Origin of the sequence: Kribbella antiqua (genome assembly GCF_004345665.1) — a bacterium.
Taxonomy (GTDB): Bacteria; Actinomycetota; Actinomycetes; order Propionibacteriales; family Kribbellaceae; genus Kribbella; species Kribbella antiqua.
Window position 1 is genome coordinate 112646 of sequence record NZ_SLWR01000005.1, and the last position, 17853, is coordinate 130498.

At 69.1% G+C, this 17853-nt stretch carries 16 protein-coding genes; 7 read left to right on the top strand and 9 right to left on the bottom strand.

Annotation, left to right across the window (positions count from 1 at the left end):
- Positions 1–62 precede the first annotated feature (62 nt).
- The 3 genes from EV646_RS15840 to EV646_RS15850 are packed head-to-tail and all read left to right on the top strand — an operon-like array spanning position 63 to position 3012.
- The gene (locus tag EV646_RS15840; RefSeq protein WP_199236997.1) at positions 63–665 is read left to right on the top strand and encodes a TetR/AcrR family transcriptional regulator; all 603 of its coding nucleotides are present in this window, start codon (positions 63–65) and stop codon (positions 663–665) included.
- Positions 666–716: 51 nt separating this feature from the next.
- The gene (locus tag EV646_RS15845) at positions 717–2012 is read left to right on the top strand and encodes an MFS transporter (protein WP_132149149.1); all 1296 of its coding nucleotides are present in this window, start codon (positions 717–719) and stop codon (positions 2010–2012) included.
- A gap of 34 nt (positions 2013–2046) precedes the next feature.
- Positions 2047–3012 carry a hypothetical protein gene (locus tag EV646_RS15850; RefSeq protein WP_132149151.1) on the top strand — a complete coding sequence of 322 codons (966 nt, stop codon included), beginning with the start codon at positions 2047–2049 and terminating at the stop codon, positions 3010–3012.
- Positions 3013–3031: 19 nt separating this feature from the next.
- Here EV646_RS15850 and EV646_RS15855 read toward each other — a convergent pair whose 3' ends face one another.
- The gene (locus tag EV646_RS15855; protein WP_132149153.1) at positions 3032–3367 is read right to left on the bottom strand and encodes a sterol carrier family protein; all 336 of its coding nucleotides are present in this window, start codon (positions 3365–3367) and stop codon (positions 3032–3034) included.
- 83 nt (positions 3368–3450) lie between these two features.
- On the opposite strand from EV646_RS15855, the gene EV646_RS15860 reads away from it, so the two are divergent.
- The gene (locus EV646_RS15860; RefSeq protein WP_132149155.1) at positions 3451–4080 is read left to right on the top strand and encodes a hypothetical protein; all 630 of its coding nucleotides are present in this window, start codon (positions 3451–3453) and stop codon (positions 4078–4080) included.
- Here the strand turns inward: EV646_RS15860 and EV646_RS15865 are convergent.
- The 7 genes from EV646_RS15865 to EV646_RS15895 form a co-directional block, all read right to left on the bottom strand.
- Positions 4077–5552: an alpha/beta hydrolase gene (locus EV646_RS15865; protein ID WP_241996011.1), complete on the bottom strand. Its 1476-nt coding sequence runs from the start codon at positions 5550–5552 to the stop codon at positions 4077–4079. The two genes, EV646_RS15860 and EV646_RS15865, sit on opposite strands and share 4 nt — an antisense overlap.
- Before the next feature lie 59 nt (positions 5553–5611).
- Complete coding sequence (locus tag EV646_RS15870; protein ID WP_132149818.1) at positions 5612–6628, bottom strand: PSP1 domain-containing protein; 1017 nt, start codon at positions 6626–6628, stop codon at positions 5612–5614.
- Between the two features lie 27 nt (positions 6629–6655).
- Entirely contained in the window at positions 6656–7630 is a 975-nt protein-coding gene (locus tag EV646_RS15875) for a DUF4190 domain-containing protein (RefSeq protein ID WP_132149159.1), read from the bottom strand.
- A 29-nt stretch (positions 7631–7659) separates the two neighbouring features.
- Positions 7660–8328 carry a DUF4190 domain-containing protein gene (locus tag EV646_RS15880; RefSeq protein WP_132149161.1) on the bottom strand — a complete coding sequence of 223 codons (669 nt, stop codon included), beginning with the start codon at positions 8326–8328 and terminating at the stop codon, positions 7660–7662.
- 122 nt (positions 8329–8450) lie between these two features.
- Entirely contained in the window at positions 8451–9659 is a 1209-nt protein-coding gene (locus EV646_RS15885) for a DNA polymerase III subunit delta' (RefSeq protein ID WP_132149163.1), read from the bottom strand.
- Positions 9656–11641, bottom strand: a complete 1986-nt coding sequence (tmk, locus tag EV646_RS15890) for a dTMP kinase (protein ID WP_132149165.1) — start codon at positions 11639–11641, stop codon at positions 9656–9658. Before tmk ends, EV646_RS15885 begins: the two co-directional genes overlap by 4 nt.
- Before the next feature lie 9 nt (positions 11642–11650).
- Entirely contained in the window at positions 11651–12754 is a 1104-nt protein-coding gene (locus EV646_RS15895; RefSeq protein WP_132149167.1) for a pyridoxal phosphate-dependent aminotransferase, read from the bottom strand.
- A gap of 64 nt (positions 12755–12818) precedes the next feature.
- Here EV646_RS15895 and EV646_RS15900 point away from each other — a divergent pair, with 64 nt between their 5' ends.
- From EV646_RS15900 to EV646_RS15910, 3 genes are read left to right on the top strand one after another with little or no spacing between them, the layout of a single operon-like run.
- The gene (locus EV646_RS15900; protein WP_132149169.1) at positions 12819–14243 is read left to right on the top strand and encodes an aminotransferase-like domain-containing protein; all 1425 of its coding nucleotides are present in this window, start codon (positions 12819–12821) and stop codon (positions 14241–14243) included.
- Between the two features lie 43 nt (positions 14244–14286).
- Positions 14287–14562, top strand: coding sequence for a type II toxin-antitoxin system Phd/YefM family antitoxin (locus tag EV646_RS15905; RefSeq protein WP_132149171.1), 276 nt, complete (start codon positions 14287–14289; stop codon positions 14560–14562).
- Positions 14559–14966 carry a type II toxin-antitoxin system VapC family toxin gene (locus tag EV646_RS15910; RefSeq protein WP_132149173.1) on the top strand — a complete coding sequence of 136 codons (408 nt, stop codon included), beginning with the start codon at positions 14559–14561 and terminating at the stop codon, positions 14964–14966. Before EV646_RS15905 ends, EV646_RS15910 begins: the two co-directional genes overlap by 4 nt.
- Before the next feature lie 43 nt (positions 14967–15009).
- On the opposite strand, the gene EV646_RS15915 is transcribed toward EV646_RS15910, so the two are convergent.
- On the bottom strand, positions 15010–17784 hold the full coding sequence (locus tag EV646_RS15915) for a glycoside hydrolase family 2 TIM barrel-domain containing protein (protein ID WP_132149175.1): 2775 nt from the start codon (positions 17782–17784) through the stop codon (positions 15010–15012).
- Between the last annotated feature and the right edge of the window lie 69 nt (positions 17785–17853).

Sequence of the window (17853 nt, forward strand, 5' to 3'; positions counted from 1 at the left end):
CAGTTGCTCGCATAACGAAAAATACGAGCATTTACTCGTGTTTGTCAACGAAGGGGTGGCGCATGCCTGAGGAGCCGCGGCGGCAGGCGCGTGGGCAGCGGCGGATGGAACAGTTGACGGACGCGGCGGCAGTGGTGTTCGCCGAGGTCGGGTACGCGAAGGCGACCACCAACGCGATCGCCAAGCGGGCCGGGGTGTCGCCCGGCACCCTCTACCAGTTCTTCGCCAACAAGGAAGCGCTGGCCGAGGCCCTGGCCGAGCGCTACCGGGACGAGCTCAAGGCCGCCCACGAGAAGGCGTTCGACCTGAGCATGGTGGACCTGCCGCTGCCCGAGCTGGTCGACCGGATGATCCGCCCGATGGTCGAGGTCAACCTCGCCAACCCCGGCTTCAAGGCCCTCTTCACCAGCGGCGACCTCCCCGACCGCCTCACCGCCCCCACCCAGGCCCTCCACCAAGCAGTCACCGGCCGCGTCGCCGAGGTCTTGGCCGCCCGCATCCCCGGCCTCCCACCCACCCAACGCGACACCGCCGCGGCCGTAGCCACCCAGATCTTCGCCGCCCTCCTCGGCACCGTGGTCACCGCGCCGGCCCCCGACCGCGACCGCTGGATCACCGAACTGAACAAAGCCCTGGTCGGCTACCTCTCTCCCCTCGAGTCCTAGCCCGGCCAAAACGGTTCGTCGAAAATCGGTTTCCCATGCCACCATCTGGCAGTGGCATCACGTGTCCGCAGAGCGCTTTCCCGGGTGCGCGTCGATCTGACGCCGTGGCGGGGTTCCCGCGACTTCCGCATCCTGACGATCTCCGGTTCCGTCTTCTTTCTGGGCGGAATGGTCGGATACGTCGCGTTGCCGTATCAGCTGTACCGATTGACGAATTCGAACTTCGCGGTCGGCGCGATGGGACTGGTGACGATCGCACCGCTCATCGTGTTCGGTCTGTACGGCGGCGCACTCGCGGACCATGTGGACCGCCGCAAAATGCTGATCCTCACCGGCGTCGCGCAAGCCGCGATCTGCGCTTTGCTGCTCGGCAACAGCCTGCTGAACAACCCGCAGGTCTGGGTCATCTATGTCTGCGGTGGTCTCAACGCCATCGCCTCGTCGCTGCAGCGCCCGAGCCGGGACGCTCTGTTCCCGCGGACGGTGAAGCACGAGGAAATGCCGGCCGCCGTCACGCTGAACGCACTCACCATGCAGGTCGGCCAGCTCGCCGGCCCCGCGCTCGGCGGCGTACTGGTCGCGACAGCTGGCGTCACCTGGGCGTTCGGGGTCGAGCTCACCGGCCTCTTCGTAGCGACCCTGCTCTACCTGTTCCTGAAGCCGTACAAGACGAGCGAGCACAGCACGCCGCCGAGCCTGCGCGCGATCGGCGAAGGGATCACCTACGCCTTCCGCCGCCGCGACCTGCTCGGCACCTACGCGGTGGACATGGTCGGGATGTTCCTGGCAATGCCGATCGTGCTGTTCCCGGCCTTCGCGACCGAGGTGCTGAAGGAACCGAAACTGCTCGGTCTCCTCTACAGCGCGGAGGCAGTCGGCGCCATGCTCGCGACGCTGACCAGCGGCTGGGCACGGCGCGTGCACCACCACGGCCGGGCCGTCGTACTGGCGACGATCACCTGGGGTGCTTCGGTCGGGATCGCCGGGCTGGCGCCGAACATCTGGTTCGCGATCGCGTTCTTCGCCGTCGCCGGCGGCGCGGACATGATCTCCGGCCTGTTCCGTGCGGTGATCTGGAACCAGACGATCCCGGACGAGATGCGCGGCCGGCTGGCCGGCATCGAGATGCTGTCGTACTCCCTCGGCCCGCTCGGCGGTCAGACCCGATCCGGCCTGGTCGCGGACATCACCAGCGTGCGTACGTCGATCGTCAGCGGCGGCGTCCTGTGCGTCGCCGGCGTGATGGCGACGGCTGTCTGGCTGCGGGACTTCTGGCGGTACGACGCCCGCACGGACGAGCACGCCGTACGGGAACGGGAGCTGCGGGCCGCCGCCGAAGCGGTGTGAGACTGAAACGGTGTGAGACTACAGTCGGGTCATCATGCGTATCCGTCCTGTAGTCCTCGCCCTTGGATTGCTTGCCGTGGCCGGCTGCGGTGGTCCCGGCCAGGAGACCGCGCCGAGCGTCCCGCCCCTGGTGTCCGTGAGTACGACGCCCACCGAGACACCGTCGGAGACGCCATCGCCGAGCAATCCGGCGACGGCGAAGGTCGCAGAGACGTTGTGTGTGCGGATGGACCAAGCGCTGGTCCGGTCCACGCTCGCCGTACCGGTGGCGCAGCTCCAGACGAAGCCGGTCCCGGCCGACTTCGGACTTCCGACGTACGACGTCTGCCAGTTCGGCCTCAGCACGAATCCGGCCGGTCCGGTGCTGCGCGTCGGGATCTCGGTGCTCCCGGCAACGAAGGCGATGCTGACCGCGGCGCAGAAGGCGTACGCGGCGACGAAGGGTGAGCCGGCCAAGCCCGCGGTGGTCGGCGAGGGCGGGTTCGGGACGAGCAGCTTCGTGGTGTTCCTGCTGAACGCGCGGCTGTACAAGGTCAGCGGACCACGCGCCACGCTGGCGAAGTACGTCGTACTCGCGCAGGACGCGGTCCGGCAGGCGCCCGGGCTGCCGGAAGCGTCGCCGCTGATCGCCCGGCCGGAGTGTGAGCGCGGCTCGTCCGCCGCGGAGAAGGTGATGGGCGTGCCGGCGATGGTCCGGCGCGACGGCGAGACCGCGGTCGGCGACCTCGTCTGCGGCTGGATCACCCCGAACAGCGTGCTCTACACGTCCGTACGGCGTACTCCGAACGCCGAGGCGCTGATGGAGCCGATCCGCAATGCCGCGACGTCGCAGTCGATCCCGCTGGGCGACGAGGCGTACGTCGACACCGCCACCGGCCGGACCGTCATCCGCGTCGGCGACGACAAGCTGATCGACCTCGTCCCCCTCCCGGCCCGCGCCATCGACCCCGACACCATGACGTCCTTCGCCCTGGCCATGTCCCCGCTCTACACCCGCTGAGCTCAAATGAGCGGCAGGCTCAAGTGAGCGGCAGGAAGGCGCTCAGGTCTGTGCGTTCGCCGCTGGCGCGGAGTTTGCCGGTGTCGCGGGCGTCCGGCCAGGTGGTGCGGCCGAGGGCAAGGTCGATCCACAGCTCCGGCGGGAGCTCGATCACCGCGCCGGGCGTGCCGCGGGTGTGCCGGGGTCCCTCGATGCACTGCACGGCGCCGTACGGCGGAACGCGGACCTCCACCGCATGCCCGGGAGCCTTCGCGACCAGGAGTTTCAGGAGTTGCTTGGTGAGCAGTTTGAGGTCGGCGCGTTCGGCCGTGCCGGCGTCGTACCGGTGCAAAGCCTGATCGAATGCGGGGTCCACGACGTGCCAGCGTACGCGCGAATTGCGGGGTCGCCCCCTTCGTAGTCGATAATCAGCGGGGAGAGAACGGAAGCGAGGTCGGGATGCTCACGCCCAGGCACCAGGCGCTGCTGATGACGCTGGCGGGAATGACCGTCGGCGTAGCCGTCTTCGGCACCGTACTGGCGATCAACGGGAACCTGACCGGCGACGACACACCCGCCGCCGGCATCGTGAAGACCCAGACCACGCCCAGCACCCCGGCCTGCACCGACTGCCTGCAGGCGTCGTCCCTGCAGTACGTCCTGCAGACGTTCGGCACCGACAACGAGCCGGTCTCGGCCGAGGTCCCGGCCGGGTGGACCAGCACCCAGGACGGCACCCGGCCGCGGTTCATCGATCCGACCGGTGTCTGGCAGATCCGATTCGACACCCGCGGCAGCAAGCGGTCGCCGGAGGAGCAGGTCGACAACCGCGCCCGCAGCATCGACGAGCAGGACCTCAAGGTCATCAGCCGCGAGGACGGCACGCTGATCTACACGTACGTCGACAAGACGCGCGGGCCGCGGATGGGCCTGTCCCGCTGGATCGCGCCCGACGGCGGCGAGGGCACGGCCATCGAGATCACCGTCGGCGGCCGTCCCAAGGACGAAGCCGCGCTACGCGCCGTCCTCGAGCATGCCACTCAGACGCTCCAGCTGCCGCCAAGCCAGGGCGACACCCGCCCGAGCTAGCACTTGATGTCGGCGGTCGGGGCGATCCCCTGCAGCAGGTAGGTCTCGACGGCGCCGTCGACGCACGCGTTGCCCTCCTTGTAGCCGGTGTGGCCGTCACCGTCGCGCGTGACCAGGACACCGCTCTCGAGCTGGTGAGCGAGTGCGACAGCCCCTGCGTACGGCGTGGCAGGATCCCGGGTGGTGCCGACGACCATGATCGGCTTCGCGCCGGCCGCCTTGATCGCGTGTGGCTTGTTCTCTGGCTTCACCGGCCAATGCGCGCACGCCAGCGAGCCCCAGAGCAGGTACGGCCCGAACCGCGGCGAGGCCGCCTTGAATTCCGCCTCCTCGGACTTCGCCTGCGCGACCGAGGTGAGGTCCGGGCGATCCAGGCAGTTGACCGCGACGATCGCCTCGTTCATGTTGCCCGAGTACCCGTTCCGCTCCCGGTCGGTGAAGGCGTCAGCCAGCGCCAGCAGCCGGGCGCCGTTTCCGGCCAGCCCGTCGACCACAGCATCCTCGAGGCGCGGCCAGAAGTCCTTCAGATACAGCGGGTAGAGCACGCCGAGCACCACCAGCGCCTGCGTCACCTGCCGTTGTCCGTCACCCGGCAACGGGTTCGCGTCGCTGTCGCTGATCAGCTTGTCGATCTTGGCGAGCACTTCTTCCTTGGTGTCGCCAAGCTTGCACGACCGCTGTGCGCAGTCCGCGGCGAACGCGTTCAGCGCGGTGTCGAAGCCCTTCGCCTGCCCGAGGTAACCCGCCTTCGCCGACTCTGACGGGTCCACCGCGCCGTCGAGCACCATCCGGCCGACGTTCTTCGGGAACAGCTCGGCGTACGTCGCGCCCAGGTACGTGCCGTAGGACATGCCGAGGTAGTACAACTCCGAGTCCCCGACGATCCCGCGCAGTACGTCGATATCGCGAGCGGCGTCCTTGGTCGAGACGTGCGGGAGGAGCTCACCGGAGCGCTGCTCGCAGCCGGCCGCCAGGGTCTTGGCCTGGTTGTCCACTTCGGTGATCTCGGCCTCGTTGTCCGGACTGCCGTCGGTCGCGATGAGCTTGTCCAGCTGCGCGGTGTCGAGGCAGCGGACCGGCGTCGAATCCGCCACCCCGCGCGGGTCCCAGCCGATCACGTCGAACTTCCGCAGCAGCGGTGCGCCGAGCACGAACCCGGCCGAGGCCGCGTACTCCTGCCCGGAGGCACCCGGCCCGCCGGGATTGATGAACAGCGTGCCGATCCTGCCGGTGCGGTCGCGGGCCAGCACCTTCCGCGCCCGCAGCTCGATCGTCTGGCCGGTCGGTTTCGAGTAGTCCAGCGGCACGGTGATGGTCGCGCACTCCTGGTTGCGCCCGCAGCGCTCCCAGTCCGGCTTCTGCTGGTAGAACCTCTCCAGCCCAGCCGGGATCGGTCCCGCCGGCCCTTTCGACGGGCCGGAGCCGGTTCCGCCCGTAGTCCCGTCCCCCGCATCCTGAGCGCGACTCGCCACGCCACATCCACTCGCCAGCAAAACCACGGCTGTCAGGAGTGCGATCGGCCTGCGGTTTCTCACTGCGAGTTGTCTCCCTCGTCGTCGTGATGCAAGCGCCGCCGTCGCCGCGGCTTCCGCCGGCGCGGCTGCTCGGTCGGCTCCGACGCCTCCGGCTCCGCCGTGTCTTCCGGTTCTGCCGCAGCTTCCGGTTCCGCCAGTACGACGTCCGGCACCATGTCCGGTTCCTTGGCCGGCGCATCGGGTGTCGTCGTACTGGAGGCTTCGTACTGCTGCCGCGGCGAGCAGACGTCCGCCCGGCTGCAGGCGCACTTGCGGCCCGACGCCGCCAGCCGCACGACCACGGTGTCGCTCGGGACGTTGTGCCCGACCACTACTCCATCACCCGCGGGGGTCTCCACCTGCGTCCCGGCCGCCGGAGCCTTCGCGTTGAACTCCTGGTACAGCGGGTGCTCGTACTTCAGGCAGCACATCAGCCGCCCGCACGCGCCGGAGATCTTCAGCGGATTGAGCGGCAGGTCCTGGTCCTTCGCCATCCGCACGCTGACCGGCTCGAAGTCCTTCAGGAACGTCGCGCAGCACAGGTCCCGCCCGCACGGCCCGATCCCACCCTGCAGCCGGGCCTCGTCGCGCGCGCCGACCTGGCGCAGCTCGATCCGCGCCCGCAGGCCGCGAGCCAAGTCGCGGACGAGCTCGCGGAAGTCGACCCGATGCGGGGCGGAGAAGTACACGATGACCAGCTGGTCGACATCCGGCCGGCGGTCCACGAAGTCGATGCCGACGACCTTCATCGGCAGCCCGTGCTGGCGGATCAGGCGCTTCGCGGTCACCCGCGCGTCGGCTCGGCGCTGCCGGTTCTGCTCGTCGCGGTCGAGATCCGCGCCGGTCGCGATGCCCTCACAGAGCGGCAGCCCGCCGATCTCCTCCGTGACGTACTGCGGCGCCCACACGCACTCCGCCACCTCCGGCCCGTCGTCGGTCGGGACCAGCACTTTGTCCCCGACGCGCGGACGATGCGGGCCGGGGTCCAGGTAGTAGAGCCGCCCGTACCGCTCGAACGACACCGCCATCACCATGCCCACGGCAGCCAGAGTACTTGCGTCTTACCTCCGGGTCCCCTTCACGCTGCCGAAGAGGGGGTCGTAGTCGGGTCCGTAGGCCGCGCAGATGACCACTCGGTCGTTGTGTTCCCAGAGGTCTTTGGTCGGGGTCCACCACCCGGGCTCCAGCTCCGAGTCCTCCACCGACTTGCCCACGTACTCGCCGAATTCCGTACCGCAGGTCTCCTCGGCGGCCTTGTCGACGCCCTTGTCGCCCGGGTACGGACCAGCCGGGAGGGTGACCTCGGCGATGATCTCGGCGTCGTGCGGCTCGGCGCAGGTCTTCCGGATCGCCTCGTCCTCCTCGTCACCTTCGTCGAAGCAGTCGCCGACCACGAGGTCGTCCACGTAGACGGTGTTCGCCGAGTACGACGTGGACGGCTGCGGCGCACTGTAGTACTCGTCGTCGGCGGTCGAGCCCAGCGTGATCATCAGCGCGATGAGCAGCACCCAGCCCAGGGTGACGACGGCGCCCAGCACCAGGCCCGCGATCGCCATGCCCTTGCCGTCCTGCTGCCGGTTCTTGATCTGCACCAGCGCGGCGATGCCGAGCCCGATCGCCACCGGAGCCGTGACGCCGACGATGAACCCGCCCGCCCCACAGATCAGCGCGGCCGTCGCCAGCCCGTTCGTCCCAGTCCCGCCCGCGGCCGGATACCCATACCCGTACGGCGTCGGCCAGTTCCCCGGCGGCGGATACCCATACTGCGGCTGTCCGTACTGCGGCTGTCCGTACTGCGCCAACCCATACGGCGCCTGTCCGTGCTGGGACTGCCCGTACGGCGCTTGGACCGGTTGCTGCGGTTGCCCGTACGGCGCCTGAGCGCTCGGCTGACCAGGCGCAACCCAGGGCGCTTGGCTGCCGGGCTGCTGGGTGTGCTGCGAGCCGGAACGGCCATAGGTCGGGAACGACCTCGGCGCGTCCTGCGGCCGGTCCTGTGGCCGGTCAGGCGGCAGTCCGTACGGTGGTTGCGTCACGATTTCCCCCAGTGTCCCCCGAGCCGGTGCTACCGCTGAGACCCGCGCATGCTACCCGTCAGATGGGTCCCCGGCATTCCGAGCAGGCACAGGACGTTGCCGCTAGCAACAGCACGATCGTCCAGGACGACGTAGTACATGTCCAGTTCGGATTGTTCGTACGGCTTGCCCACGAAGCTGCCGAACGCGGTCGCGCACTGCTGGGTCGCCATCGTGCCGGTGTCCTCGGGCGACAGGCCGGTCAGGTTGGCTCGGACCCGCGCGTACGCCTCGCCGGTGTGCAGCCGGTCGCAGTCCGCGATCCGCACGATCCGCAGGCTGTCCGCCTCCAGATCCGCGTCGAAGCACTGCTGGACCCGGACCTCGCCGATGCCGACGGTCCGCCCGATGCCGTTCCGCCAATCGCCGTACAGGCCCAGTCCAACCGCGACGGCGACCGCGATCACCCAGCAGACGCTGATCGCCAGCGCGCCGTATGCGAGCCGCTTGCCGCGACTGCCGGTCCGCTTGATCCGGCGCAGCGCGATCCCGGCCAGCACCACAGCGACCGGCACCAGCCCGGGCAGGCTGGTGATCAACGCCGCCAGGGCGTACCGGTCCTGTCGCTGCTGCGCAGGCGTCGGCACACCTTCCAGCCAGGACTCGGCCGGCGGCAAAGAGGGCCGCGCAGGCTGCGTCGGTGGGGGCGGCTGCGTCATTCGGGTCCGTTCGGGCAATCGCCGAGCGGTCTGCCCGGACACCGCAGACATCGGCCATACCGGTCCCGGTGTTACACCGGCTGCCCATCAGACGGACGTGGATCTCAGAACCTGACGGTCGGCTAGCGCAGCAGCCGGCGCGGAATGCGCGGGCCGTCGTTCCGTCCCTCGAACAGCGCCACCGTCATCGCCTCCAGCGCGAGCAGTGGTGCGACGTTGGCCTCGATGGCATCGCGGCAGGCGGCGATCGCCTCGATCCGATGAAGCGTCTGCTCGGGCGTCGTACGGCCGGCGAATTGCTCGATGTTCGAACGCCGTTCCGCGTTGATCAGCTCGGTGCCGGCGTGCGTCTGCACCACCAGCACATCGCGATAGAGCGCCATCAGATCGACCAGCGATCGGTCCAGGACGTCGCGCTCCCAGCGCTTGGCCCGGGCCTTCTGCTGCTCGTCGAGTTCCTTCAGCGCCGCGTTCGCCTCCCGCGGTTTGGCGCCTTTGGTGCCGACGCCGAGCGCCTGCTCGAGCGCGGCCCGCTCCTTCTCGTCGACCTTCTCGGCGCTGGCTTTGGCCTCGTCCTTGGCCGCCTCGACCAGCTGCTGAGCCGCCTTCAGGCACGCACCGAGGTCTCGCAGCGCGAACGGGACCTCGAGCACCTTGTTCCGCCGCTCCCGCACCTCGGCGTCCCGGGCCAGCGCCCGAGCCCGGCCGATGTGCCCCTGCGCCGCCCGCGCCGCGAACCCGGCCAGCTCGGCATCCACCGCCAGCTTGCTGATCAGCATGTCCGCGATCGCATCCACCGGTGGCGTCCGCAACACGAGCAGCCGGCATCGCGACCGGATCGTCGGTACGACGTCCTCGACGGTCGGAGCGCACAACACCCAGACGGTCCGTGGCGCGGGTTCCTCGATGCTCTTCAGCAACGCGTCCGCGGCCTGCTCAGTCAGGCGGTCCGCGTCCTCGACCACCATCACCTGCCAGCGGCCCTGGGTCGGGCTCATCGCGGCCCGGCGGATCAGCTCGCGGATCTCGCTGACCCGGATCGACAGCAGCTCGGTGCGGATCAGCGACACATCCGGATGCGCGCCGCTGAGCGCCGTACGGCACTCGTTGCACCCACCACAGCCTGAGTTCGCGCATTGCAGGGCAGCAGCGAACGCCCGGCCGGCGTTGGATCGGCCGGATCCAGGCGGGCCCGTGATCAGCCAGGCGTGCGTCATCCCAGCCACCGCGGCGCCGGCCTCGCCCCGCATCCCGGCCTCCGCACCCGCCACAGCCTTCTTGAGTACGGCGACCGCCGGCTCCTGCCCGACCAGGTCGTCCCAAACACTCATAGGTCCACCTTCGGAAGCATCGGCTGGAGTCTGGCGCGGATCTGCTCGGCGATCGCTTCGCGGTCCTGGGTCGCGTCGATGACCAGGTAATGCTGTGGTTCGGCCGCGGCCAGTTCGAGGAAGGCGTTCCGGACCCGGACGTGGAAGTCGTGCGACTGGGCCTCGATCCGGTCCCGTTCGGTGAAGCGGTCGAGCCCGCTCTTCGGCGGCAGGTCGAGCAGGATGGTCAGATTCGGCCGCAGGTCGTCGGTCGCCCAGCGATTGACCCGTTCGACGTCGGACAGGTCCAGATCCCGGCCGGAGCCCTGGTAGGCGAGAGCGGAGTCGACATACCTGTCGGTGATGACGACCGCACCGGCCTTCAACGCGGGTTTGATCACCGAGTCGACGTGCTCGGCCTTGTCCGCGGCGTAGATCAGCGCCTCGGTGCGGTGCGAGATGTCGCCGGTGGCCGGGTCCAGGACGATCTGCCGCAGCGTCTTGCCGACGTCGGTCGCGCCGGGCTGGCGGGTCATCACGACCTGATGCCCTTGCGCCTTCAGCCACTCCATCAGCAAGGCGGACTGCGTCGACTTGCCGGCGCCGTCACCGCCTTCCATCGCGATGAACAGGCCGGTCGTCGGATAGACACCCGGAGTCTTGCCGAAGCTACGTCGTAGGTCGCGCCAGAACGGGACGCCTGGGCGGTCGTCCATCTGCCGCCAGGCGATCAGGCCGATCACGCCGGCCACGATCGCGGCGATCAGCATGGTCATCGACGCGCCGTTGTAAGTGACCGACTCGCCGCCGATCGTCCACGTGTTCCGGCCGATCGCGCCGGCGGCGAACGGTGCGATGGCCAAGGTGACCGCGAGTACGGTCCGGACCGCCGACTGGACGAAGGCGAACGTCCGGCCGCGTACGGCGTCCGGCACTTCCAGACCGAGCAACGTGTACCCGGAGACCCACGAGGCGCCGGCGCAGAAGCCGAGCAGGATCGCGATCATCGTGGCGATCTCGATCTGCTGGATCAGCGCCAACGCGGCCAGGCAGATGCCGGAACCGACCAACCCGGCGGAGAACAACCGGCGCCGGGACAGGCCGGAGAAGAGCCGCGGCGCGAAGCCCATGCCAAGGGCGAGACCGCCGAACACGGCCCCGAAGAGGACGCCGTACCCAGGGTCGCCCGCCCCGAGGTCCTCGACGTACGTCCGGCCGAGGCCGATCACGACCGCGCCGGCCGCGAAGGCGCCGGAGATCCCGACCACGAGTCCGCGGACGACCGGCGTACCGGTGACGTAGGACCAGCCCTCGACCATCGTCCGCCAGAGCGTCGGGTGGTCCTCGTGGTCGTGGATGGCCCGGCCGATCTCGGCGACCGACACGATCGCGATCGCGGAGACGACGAAGGTGGCCGCGTTGACGTAGACGGCCAGGTCGATGGAGAAGTCACCGGCCCAGCGGGTGACCAGGGTGATCGCGGTGAAGATGACGGCAGCCGGCAGGGCCGTGCCGTAGGTGGTGATCAGGCTGATCTGGTTTGCTGCCTCGAGGCGGTGCCGCGGGACGAGGTTGGGCACGCTGGCGTCCTTGGCCGGACCCCAGACCAGGCTGACGATCTCGATCAGCACGGTCGCGACCAGCAGCCAGGTGAGCGTGCCGACCAGCGGGATGGTGACGAAGAACGCGGCCCGGATCAGGTCGCCCAGGATCATCGTCCAGCGCCGGTCCAGCCGGTCCGCGACCCAGCCCGCCACCGGGCCCATCACCAGCGCCGGCAGCACGCGCAGGAACAGCACACCGCCGATCGCGAAGTTCGCCGCCTGGTAGTCGTCCCCGGCGAACGACTTCGCCATCGCGGTCAGCGCCAGCAACCCGATCCAGTCACCCAGGCTGGACAGCCCGAACGCCACCCACAGTCGCCGGAACGCCCGGATCCGCAACACCGCGCGCACATCATGCGCCGGTGCAGGATCAGTCAACGGGTCATAAACCTCCGGCACACCCAAAGCCTAGACGGGCGACCCGACAGCTTTGCGGACTGCCACCGTCAAGGCGTCCAGCGCGGCCTTCAGCTCGACGGGCGGCGGGAATCCGAACCCGAGCCGGAAGACCCGCGGCTCGTCCCCGAACCAGTCACCGTCGGCAACCCGGACGCTCAGCTCCGCGGCCGCCTCCCGGAACCGGTCGACCGAGACTTCCGGCTTGAGCCGGACGCAGCACAAGGCGCCGGCGTCCGGGCGGACCCACTCGATCAGCTCCCGGTTGTCGTGCACCCAGCGCTCGGTCGTGGCCAGCCCTTCCGCCAGCCACTTCCGTCGTACGCCGAGAATCTCGTCCTCGCGCTCGAAGACGCGCAGGGCGAGGGCCTCGGTCAGCGGGGCGGCGGTCACGACGGTGTTGAACTTGGCGGTCACCATCCGGTCGACGAGTTCGGCATCGGTACTGACGAGCCAGCCGATCCGCAGCCCGGCGGCGCCATGACACTTCGACAGCGACGCCACGGACACCACCTTGGGGCCTAGATGTACGGCGGTCTCCGCCACCGGATCGTCGCCGTACGCGGCAGTCCGGTAGGTCTCGTCGACCATCAGATACGCGTCGGGACAGACCTCCGACATCGCATCGACGATCTCTTGCAGGGTTTCTCGTGGCGTTGACACGCCGGAGGGGTTCTGTGGCGTCGCGAGGCTCACCAGCTTGGTTTCAGGCGTAAGACACGCGCGTACGGCGTCTGCCGTCAGCTGATAGCCGTCGTCGAAGGACAGCGGGATCACCAGTACGTCGGCGCCGATCGACTCGTAGCAGTTGCGAGCCAACGGGAACAGCGGCGCCGTCGTCACGACCTGACCGCCGACCAGGTATGCGAGCAGGAAGATCGCGTGCATGCCGCCCACGGTGATGACGACCTGGTCCGGTCGTACGCCATGGCGGTCCGCGATCGCCGTACGCAGCCGCAGATCGCCGTACGCCGTGCCGTAGCCGAGCTCCAGCTCGCCAAGCTCGGGGGTCATCAGGTCTGCCAGCGTGAGGTCCGGTCCGTAGCTCTCGCCCAGCTCGTGGCGAGGCTGAACGTCTGTCAGAGACACGATGTCGTTGCGAGGAAAGGTGGCCATGCCGCCATCGTCCGTGGCCGGGCCCTGGTCACCCCAGAGCCAATCCGGCAGAATTGGTTCGCGAATGAGACCAATTGAGCTGAGCGACCGTTTGGGCCGCTGGTCATCGGGCCGCGGCCCCCTGTACGTGCTGCTCGCAGGCAGGCTGCGACGACTGATCGACGACGGCGAGCTGCCGCCGGGCGTGCTGCTGCCGCCGGACCGGGCACTCGCCGGCGCACTCGCGGTCGGCCGCACCACCGTGGTCGCCGCCTACGAACTGCTGCGCTCGGAGGGCCGGATCACCCGTCGCCAGGGCAGCGGGACCCGCGTCGCCGGTGCGCCGTCTGCTTCCGGGGTTGAGGACGCGCCGGTCGACCCGATCTTCCTCGACTCGCTGGAGGCGCGGGATGACGACGTACTGCTCGCCATCTGTGCCGCGCCCGGCGATCCGCCACCGCAGGTCGCCGAGGCGTACGCGCGGATCGTGCCGGAGCTCGCCCAGATCTCGGGCGACATCGGCTACTACCCCTACGGTCATCTGGTACTGCGGCAGGCGATCGCTGCCCGGTACGTCGATCGCGGCGTACCGACTTCTCCGGACCAGATCCTGGTGACGAACGGTGGCCAGCAAGCCCTGTCTCTGCTGGCGCACGCGCTGCTCTCGCCCGGTGACCAGGTGCTGGTCGAGGCGCCTACCTATCCGGGCGCGTTGGAGGCGCTCCGGGAGGAGGCCGCCGTACTGCGCGGTCTGCCGGTCGGCCTAGAGGGCTTCGAGGCAGCCGTGCGTGAGCGTCGGCCGGCGCTCGCCTATGTCATCCCGACGCACCACAACCCGACCGGCGCGGTCCTTCCTTCGCTGGCTCGACAGCGGCTCGCCCGCCTGGCCGCCGCCACCGACGTACCGCTGGTCGAAGACGAGGTCCCCGCCGATCTCGGCTTTCCGGGATCGCCACGGCCACGACCTCTCGCGGCCTGCAGCGACGCGGTCATCTCGATCGGCTCCCTCAGCAAGAGCGTCTGGGGAGGCCTCCGCATCGGCTGGATCCGAGCCGCGGCACCCCTGATCACTCGCCTAGCCCGCGTACGCGCGGTCCACGACCTAGGCGGCAACGTCCCCGCCCAGCTAGCCGCCGCTCACCTGGTAGCCAACCTCGACGCCCTAGACCTGGCGACAGAGCTCAAGGCCCGCCACGACCACCTACGCGCCCTGCTGGCCGAACACCTCCCCACCTGGGAGGTCCCAACCATCCGCGGCGGCCAATGCCTCTGGGTCCGCCTCCCCCACGGCGACGGCAACTCCTTTGCCCAAACCGCCCTCCGCCACGGCCTGGCCATCCTCCCCGGCTCAGGCCTCGACGTCACCGGCTCCAGCGACGCCTACGTGCGCCTCCACTTCCGAGCCCGCCCCGAGCAGCTCACCGAAGCAGTGACCCGCCTAACCACCGCCTGGCACGCCTACCACCCACCCGCAAACCGAGTGACACCTCGCCCAGCCATCGCCATCTGATTCAAGCTCGCCGACGTAGAACATTACGTTCTACACTGATCTCATGGACAGCATTCCAGTGCGTGAGCTCAACCAGCACACCAGCGCCGTGCTGGCGCGCGTGGCTGGCGGTGAGTCGCTCGAAATCACCGTCAGCGGCCGACCGGCGGCTCTGCTGATTCCGATCGACGACAACACCCGTGGCCTCGCCGACCTGGTCCGGCGTGGCCGGCTGATCCCAGCGACCGATCCGTCGCCGCTGACACTGCCGTCCGGCGATCCTGATCTGTCAATCGACTCCGCCGACGTCATCTCGGACCTCCGCGAGGAACGCCTGTGATCTATCTGGACTCTGCCGCGATCGTCAAATTGATCCGGCGAGAGAAGGAGACCGAAGTTCTCCACGCGTGGCTCACGAAACAGCAGGACAAGATGCTTGTGGCGTCAGCCCTCGTACTCACCGAGGTACCGCGCGCGTTGCGGCGAACAGATCCTGGTCGGCTGGTGGCGGTGCCGACGGTCCTGGCGAAACTGAATCGGATCCCGGTGGACGATACGGTCCTCGCGACAGCGGCGGCGTACCTGGATCCGACGCTGCGATCGCTCGACGCGATCCACCTCGCGAGTGCGCAGAGCTTGGTTCTGGAGGGGCAGCCACTGACGGCGCTTGTCACCTACGACAAACGCCTGCTGACCGCGGCAGCCGAGGCAGGCCTTGCCACAGCCGCACCTGGCGCCGACTAAGCAGCGCGCCGGGGTGGGCCTCGGCGCGCTGCTCCGTCGTTCCCTAGTTGCTGGTGAAGCGGACCGACAGTTTGGCCGGGGCCGTCTTCAGCTTGTCGCGGTCGGGGAGGGCGGGGCCGCAGGCGGCGGTGCCTACGCCGGTTTGGGCGATGTCCAAGGTGACGTGGGTGGTGTCGCCTGGGACGAGGTCGGCGGCGTGGGTAGCTGTCTCCAGGGCTTGGGTGGTCCAGTCGCGGACGGTCAGGCCGAAGAGGGTGCCGAGCGCCTCGATGCGGAGGCCGTCGAGGGTGGCCCAGCGGGTGTCGATGCGGTGGCCGTTCTCCTGGGGGCGGACGTACGGCGTCTGCAGTTCGGCGACCGTGGCTGAGTAGCGACCGACCGCCGCGGCTTCGCGGGTGTCGACGTACGCCTCGTTCGGGCCGGTGCCGAACCACTCCACCTGCGAGACCTTCGGCAGCTCGAAGGTGATACCGAGCCGCGGAAGCACCTCCGGGAACGTCCCTTCCGGTACGACGCTCAGGTCCAGGACGACGCCACCGTCGACAGCAGTCCAGCGCCAGGTGCTGACCAGGCCCCATTGGAGCTGAGGCGGCGCCGTACGGGTGACGACCTCCCAGGCACCGTCGCGCTCGCCTTGCGAGACGATGCGGTGCTGCACCCGGTGCAGACCTTCCTCCCGCCAGGCAGCGGCCACGCCCGGGTTGGTGTCGTTGTCGATCGGCGCACGCCAGACATCCAGCCGCGCGTTCTTCACCGCGCCAACGCTGATCCCGTCAACGCCGGCGACTCCATCAGCCGGCGCCCCACCAGCGGGCAGGTCAACAGAGACCGGCGAGTCCAGCCGGATCTGACCCCAGGCGATCCGGTGACCGGCCTCGGCCCACGACGTCCCCGCAGCCAGAGAAGCCGTCACAGTCACCCAAGTCTCGGGCCGCGACGCGTCCACCGCCGGCAGTTCGACGGTCACCGTCTCACCCGGCGCGATCACCGGCACCGACAGCTCACCGGACGCGACCTGCGTGCCCTCGACCTCGACGACGTACGCAAACGTCAAGTGCTCGGTGTCGAGAACCTCGTACCGGTTGGTGATCGAAACACCGTTGTCGCCGGCAACGATCCGGAGCGGCTCGATCACCTTGATGTACTCGAGCATGCCCGGCGACGGCGTCCGGTCCGGGAACAGCAGGCCGTCGCAGACGAAGTTGCCGTCGTGGATGGTCTCGCCGAAGTCACCGCCGTACGCGTAGACCTCGCGGCCGTCGATGGTGGTCCGGATGCCGTGGTCGATGAACTCCCAGATGAAACCGCCCTGGCAGCGCGGGTACTTGTCGAACACCTCGCGGTAGTCGAGCAGCCCGCCCGGCCCATTGCCCATCGCGTGGCCGTACTCGCACAGGATGAACGGCAGGTTCCGGTACAGCTCGGGGCCCGCACCGATCTCCGCGCAGCCGGCCGGGTCGGTGTACATCCGCGAGTAGATGTCGACGAACTCGGCCTCGGTGTCGCGCTCGTAGTGCACCGGCCGCGACGAGTCGATCTCCTTCGCCGCGTCGTACATCGCCTTCAGGTTGTCGCCCATCCCGCACTCGTTGCCGAGCGACCAGATGATGATCGACGCGTGGTTCTTGTCCCGCTGCACCATCCGCCGCATCCGCTCGACCAGGTCGTCGCGGAACCGCTCGTCCATCACCGGGTTCGGCAGCTTCGGCGGCTCGGGCTCGTAGCCGAACCCGTGCGTCTCCAGGTCGCACTCGTCGATCACGTACAGGCCGTACTCGTCGCACAGCGACAGGAAGTGCGGGTGCGGCGGGTAGTGGCTGGTGCGGACCGCGTTGATCCCGGCCCGCTTCATGATCAGTACGTCGTCGAGCATGTCCTGCTCGGTCAGCGCCCGGCCGCGGTCGGGGTGGAACTCGTGCCGGTTGACGCCGTTGAACAGCACCCGGTTCCCGTTGACGGTCAGCACACCATCGGCGATCTCAACGGTCCGGAAGCCGATCCGCAGCCGGACGTCACCACCTTCGGTGCGTACGACGCCGTCGTACAGCCGCGGGCTCTCGGCCGACCACGGCTCGACGGTCGCGGTGACCTCGACGCCGGTGGGGATCTCGAGGTCCAGCTCCGGTACGACGACCGTGCCGGCGACGTCGGAGTCGACCTTGAGCGTGCCGGTGCCGAGGTCGTACGACGCGTGCACGAAGACGTCGGTCGGGGCGGTCGGCTTCAGCGCAACCAGGTTCACCTCGCGGAAGATCCCGGACAGCCACCACATGTCCTGGTCCTCGACGTAGCTGCCCGCCGACCACTGGTGCACCCGGACCGCGATCCGGGCCTCCTTGCCGGGCGCGACCAGGTCGGTCAGGTCGAACTCCGACGGCAGCCGCGAGCCGGACGACCAGCCGACGAACTCGCCGTTCACGTGCACCGCGAACCGGGAGTCCACACCCTCGAACCGCAGCACCACCCGCGAGCCGGCCCAGTCCGCCGGGATCGTCACGGTCCGGACGTAGTCACCGGTCGGGTTGTCCGTCGGGACGTACGGCGGCTCGAGCGGGAACGGGTACACGACGTTGGTGTACGCCGGAGCGCCGTAGCCGCTGAGCTGCCAGTGGCCCGGGACGGTGATGGTGTCCCAGCCGGAGGTGTCGGGGTCCTTCAGGTCGCCGGGGGCGTCAGCCACGCTCGGCGAGAGCCGGAAGCTCCACTCGCCGGTCAGCGGGAGCTTGGCCGAGTCGTCGTCCAGCCAGGCACGCGGGGGAAGCACGTTGGCGCCGGGAGCAAAGTCCTCGACGTAGCTGTGGTCATGGGTCACAGGCATCGAGCCTAAGCCCAAGTTGTTCACGAATCCACACTGATCAACAGTTATGGACAGCAGGGTGACCGGATG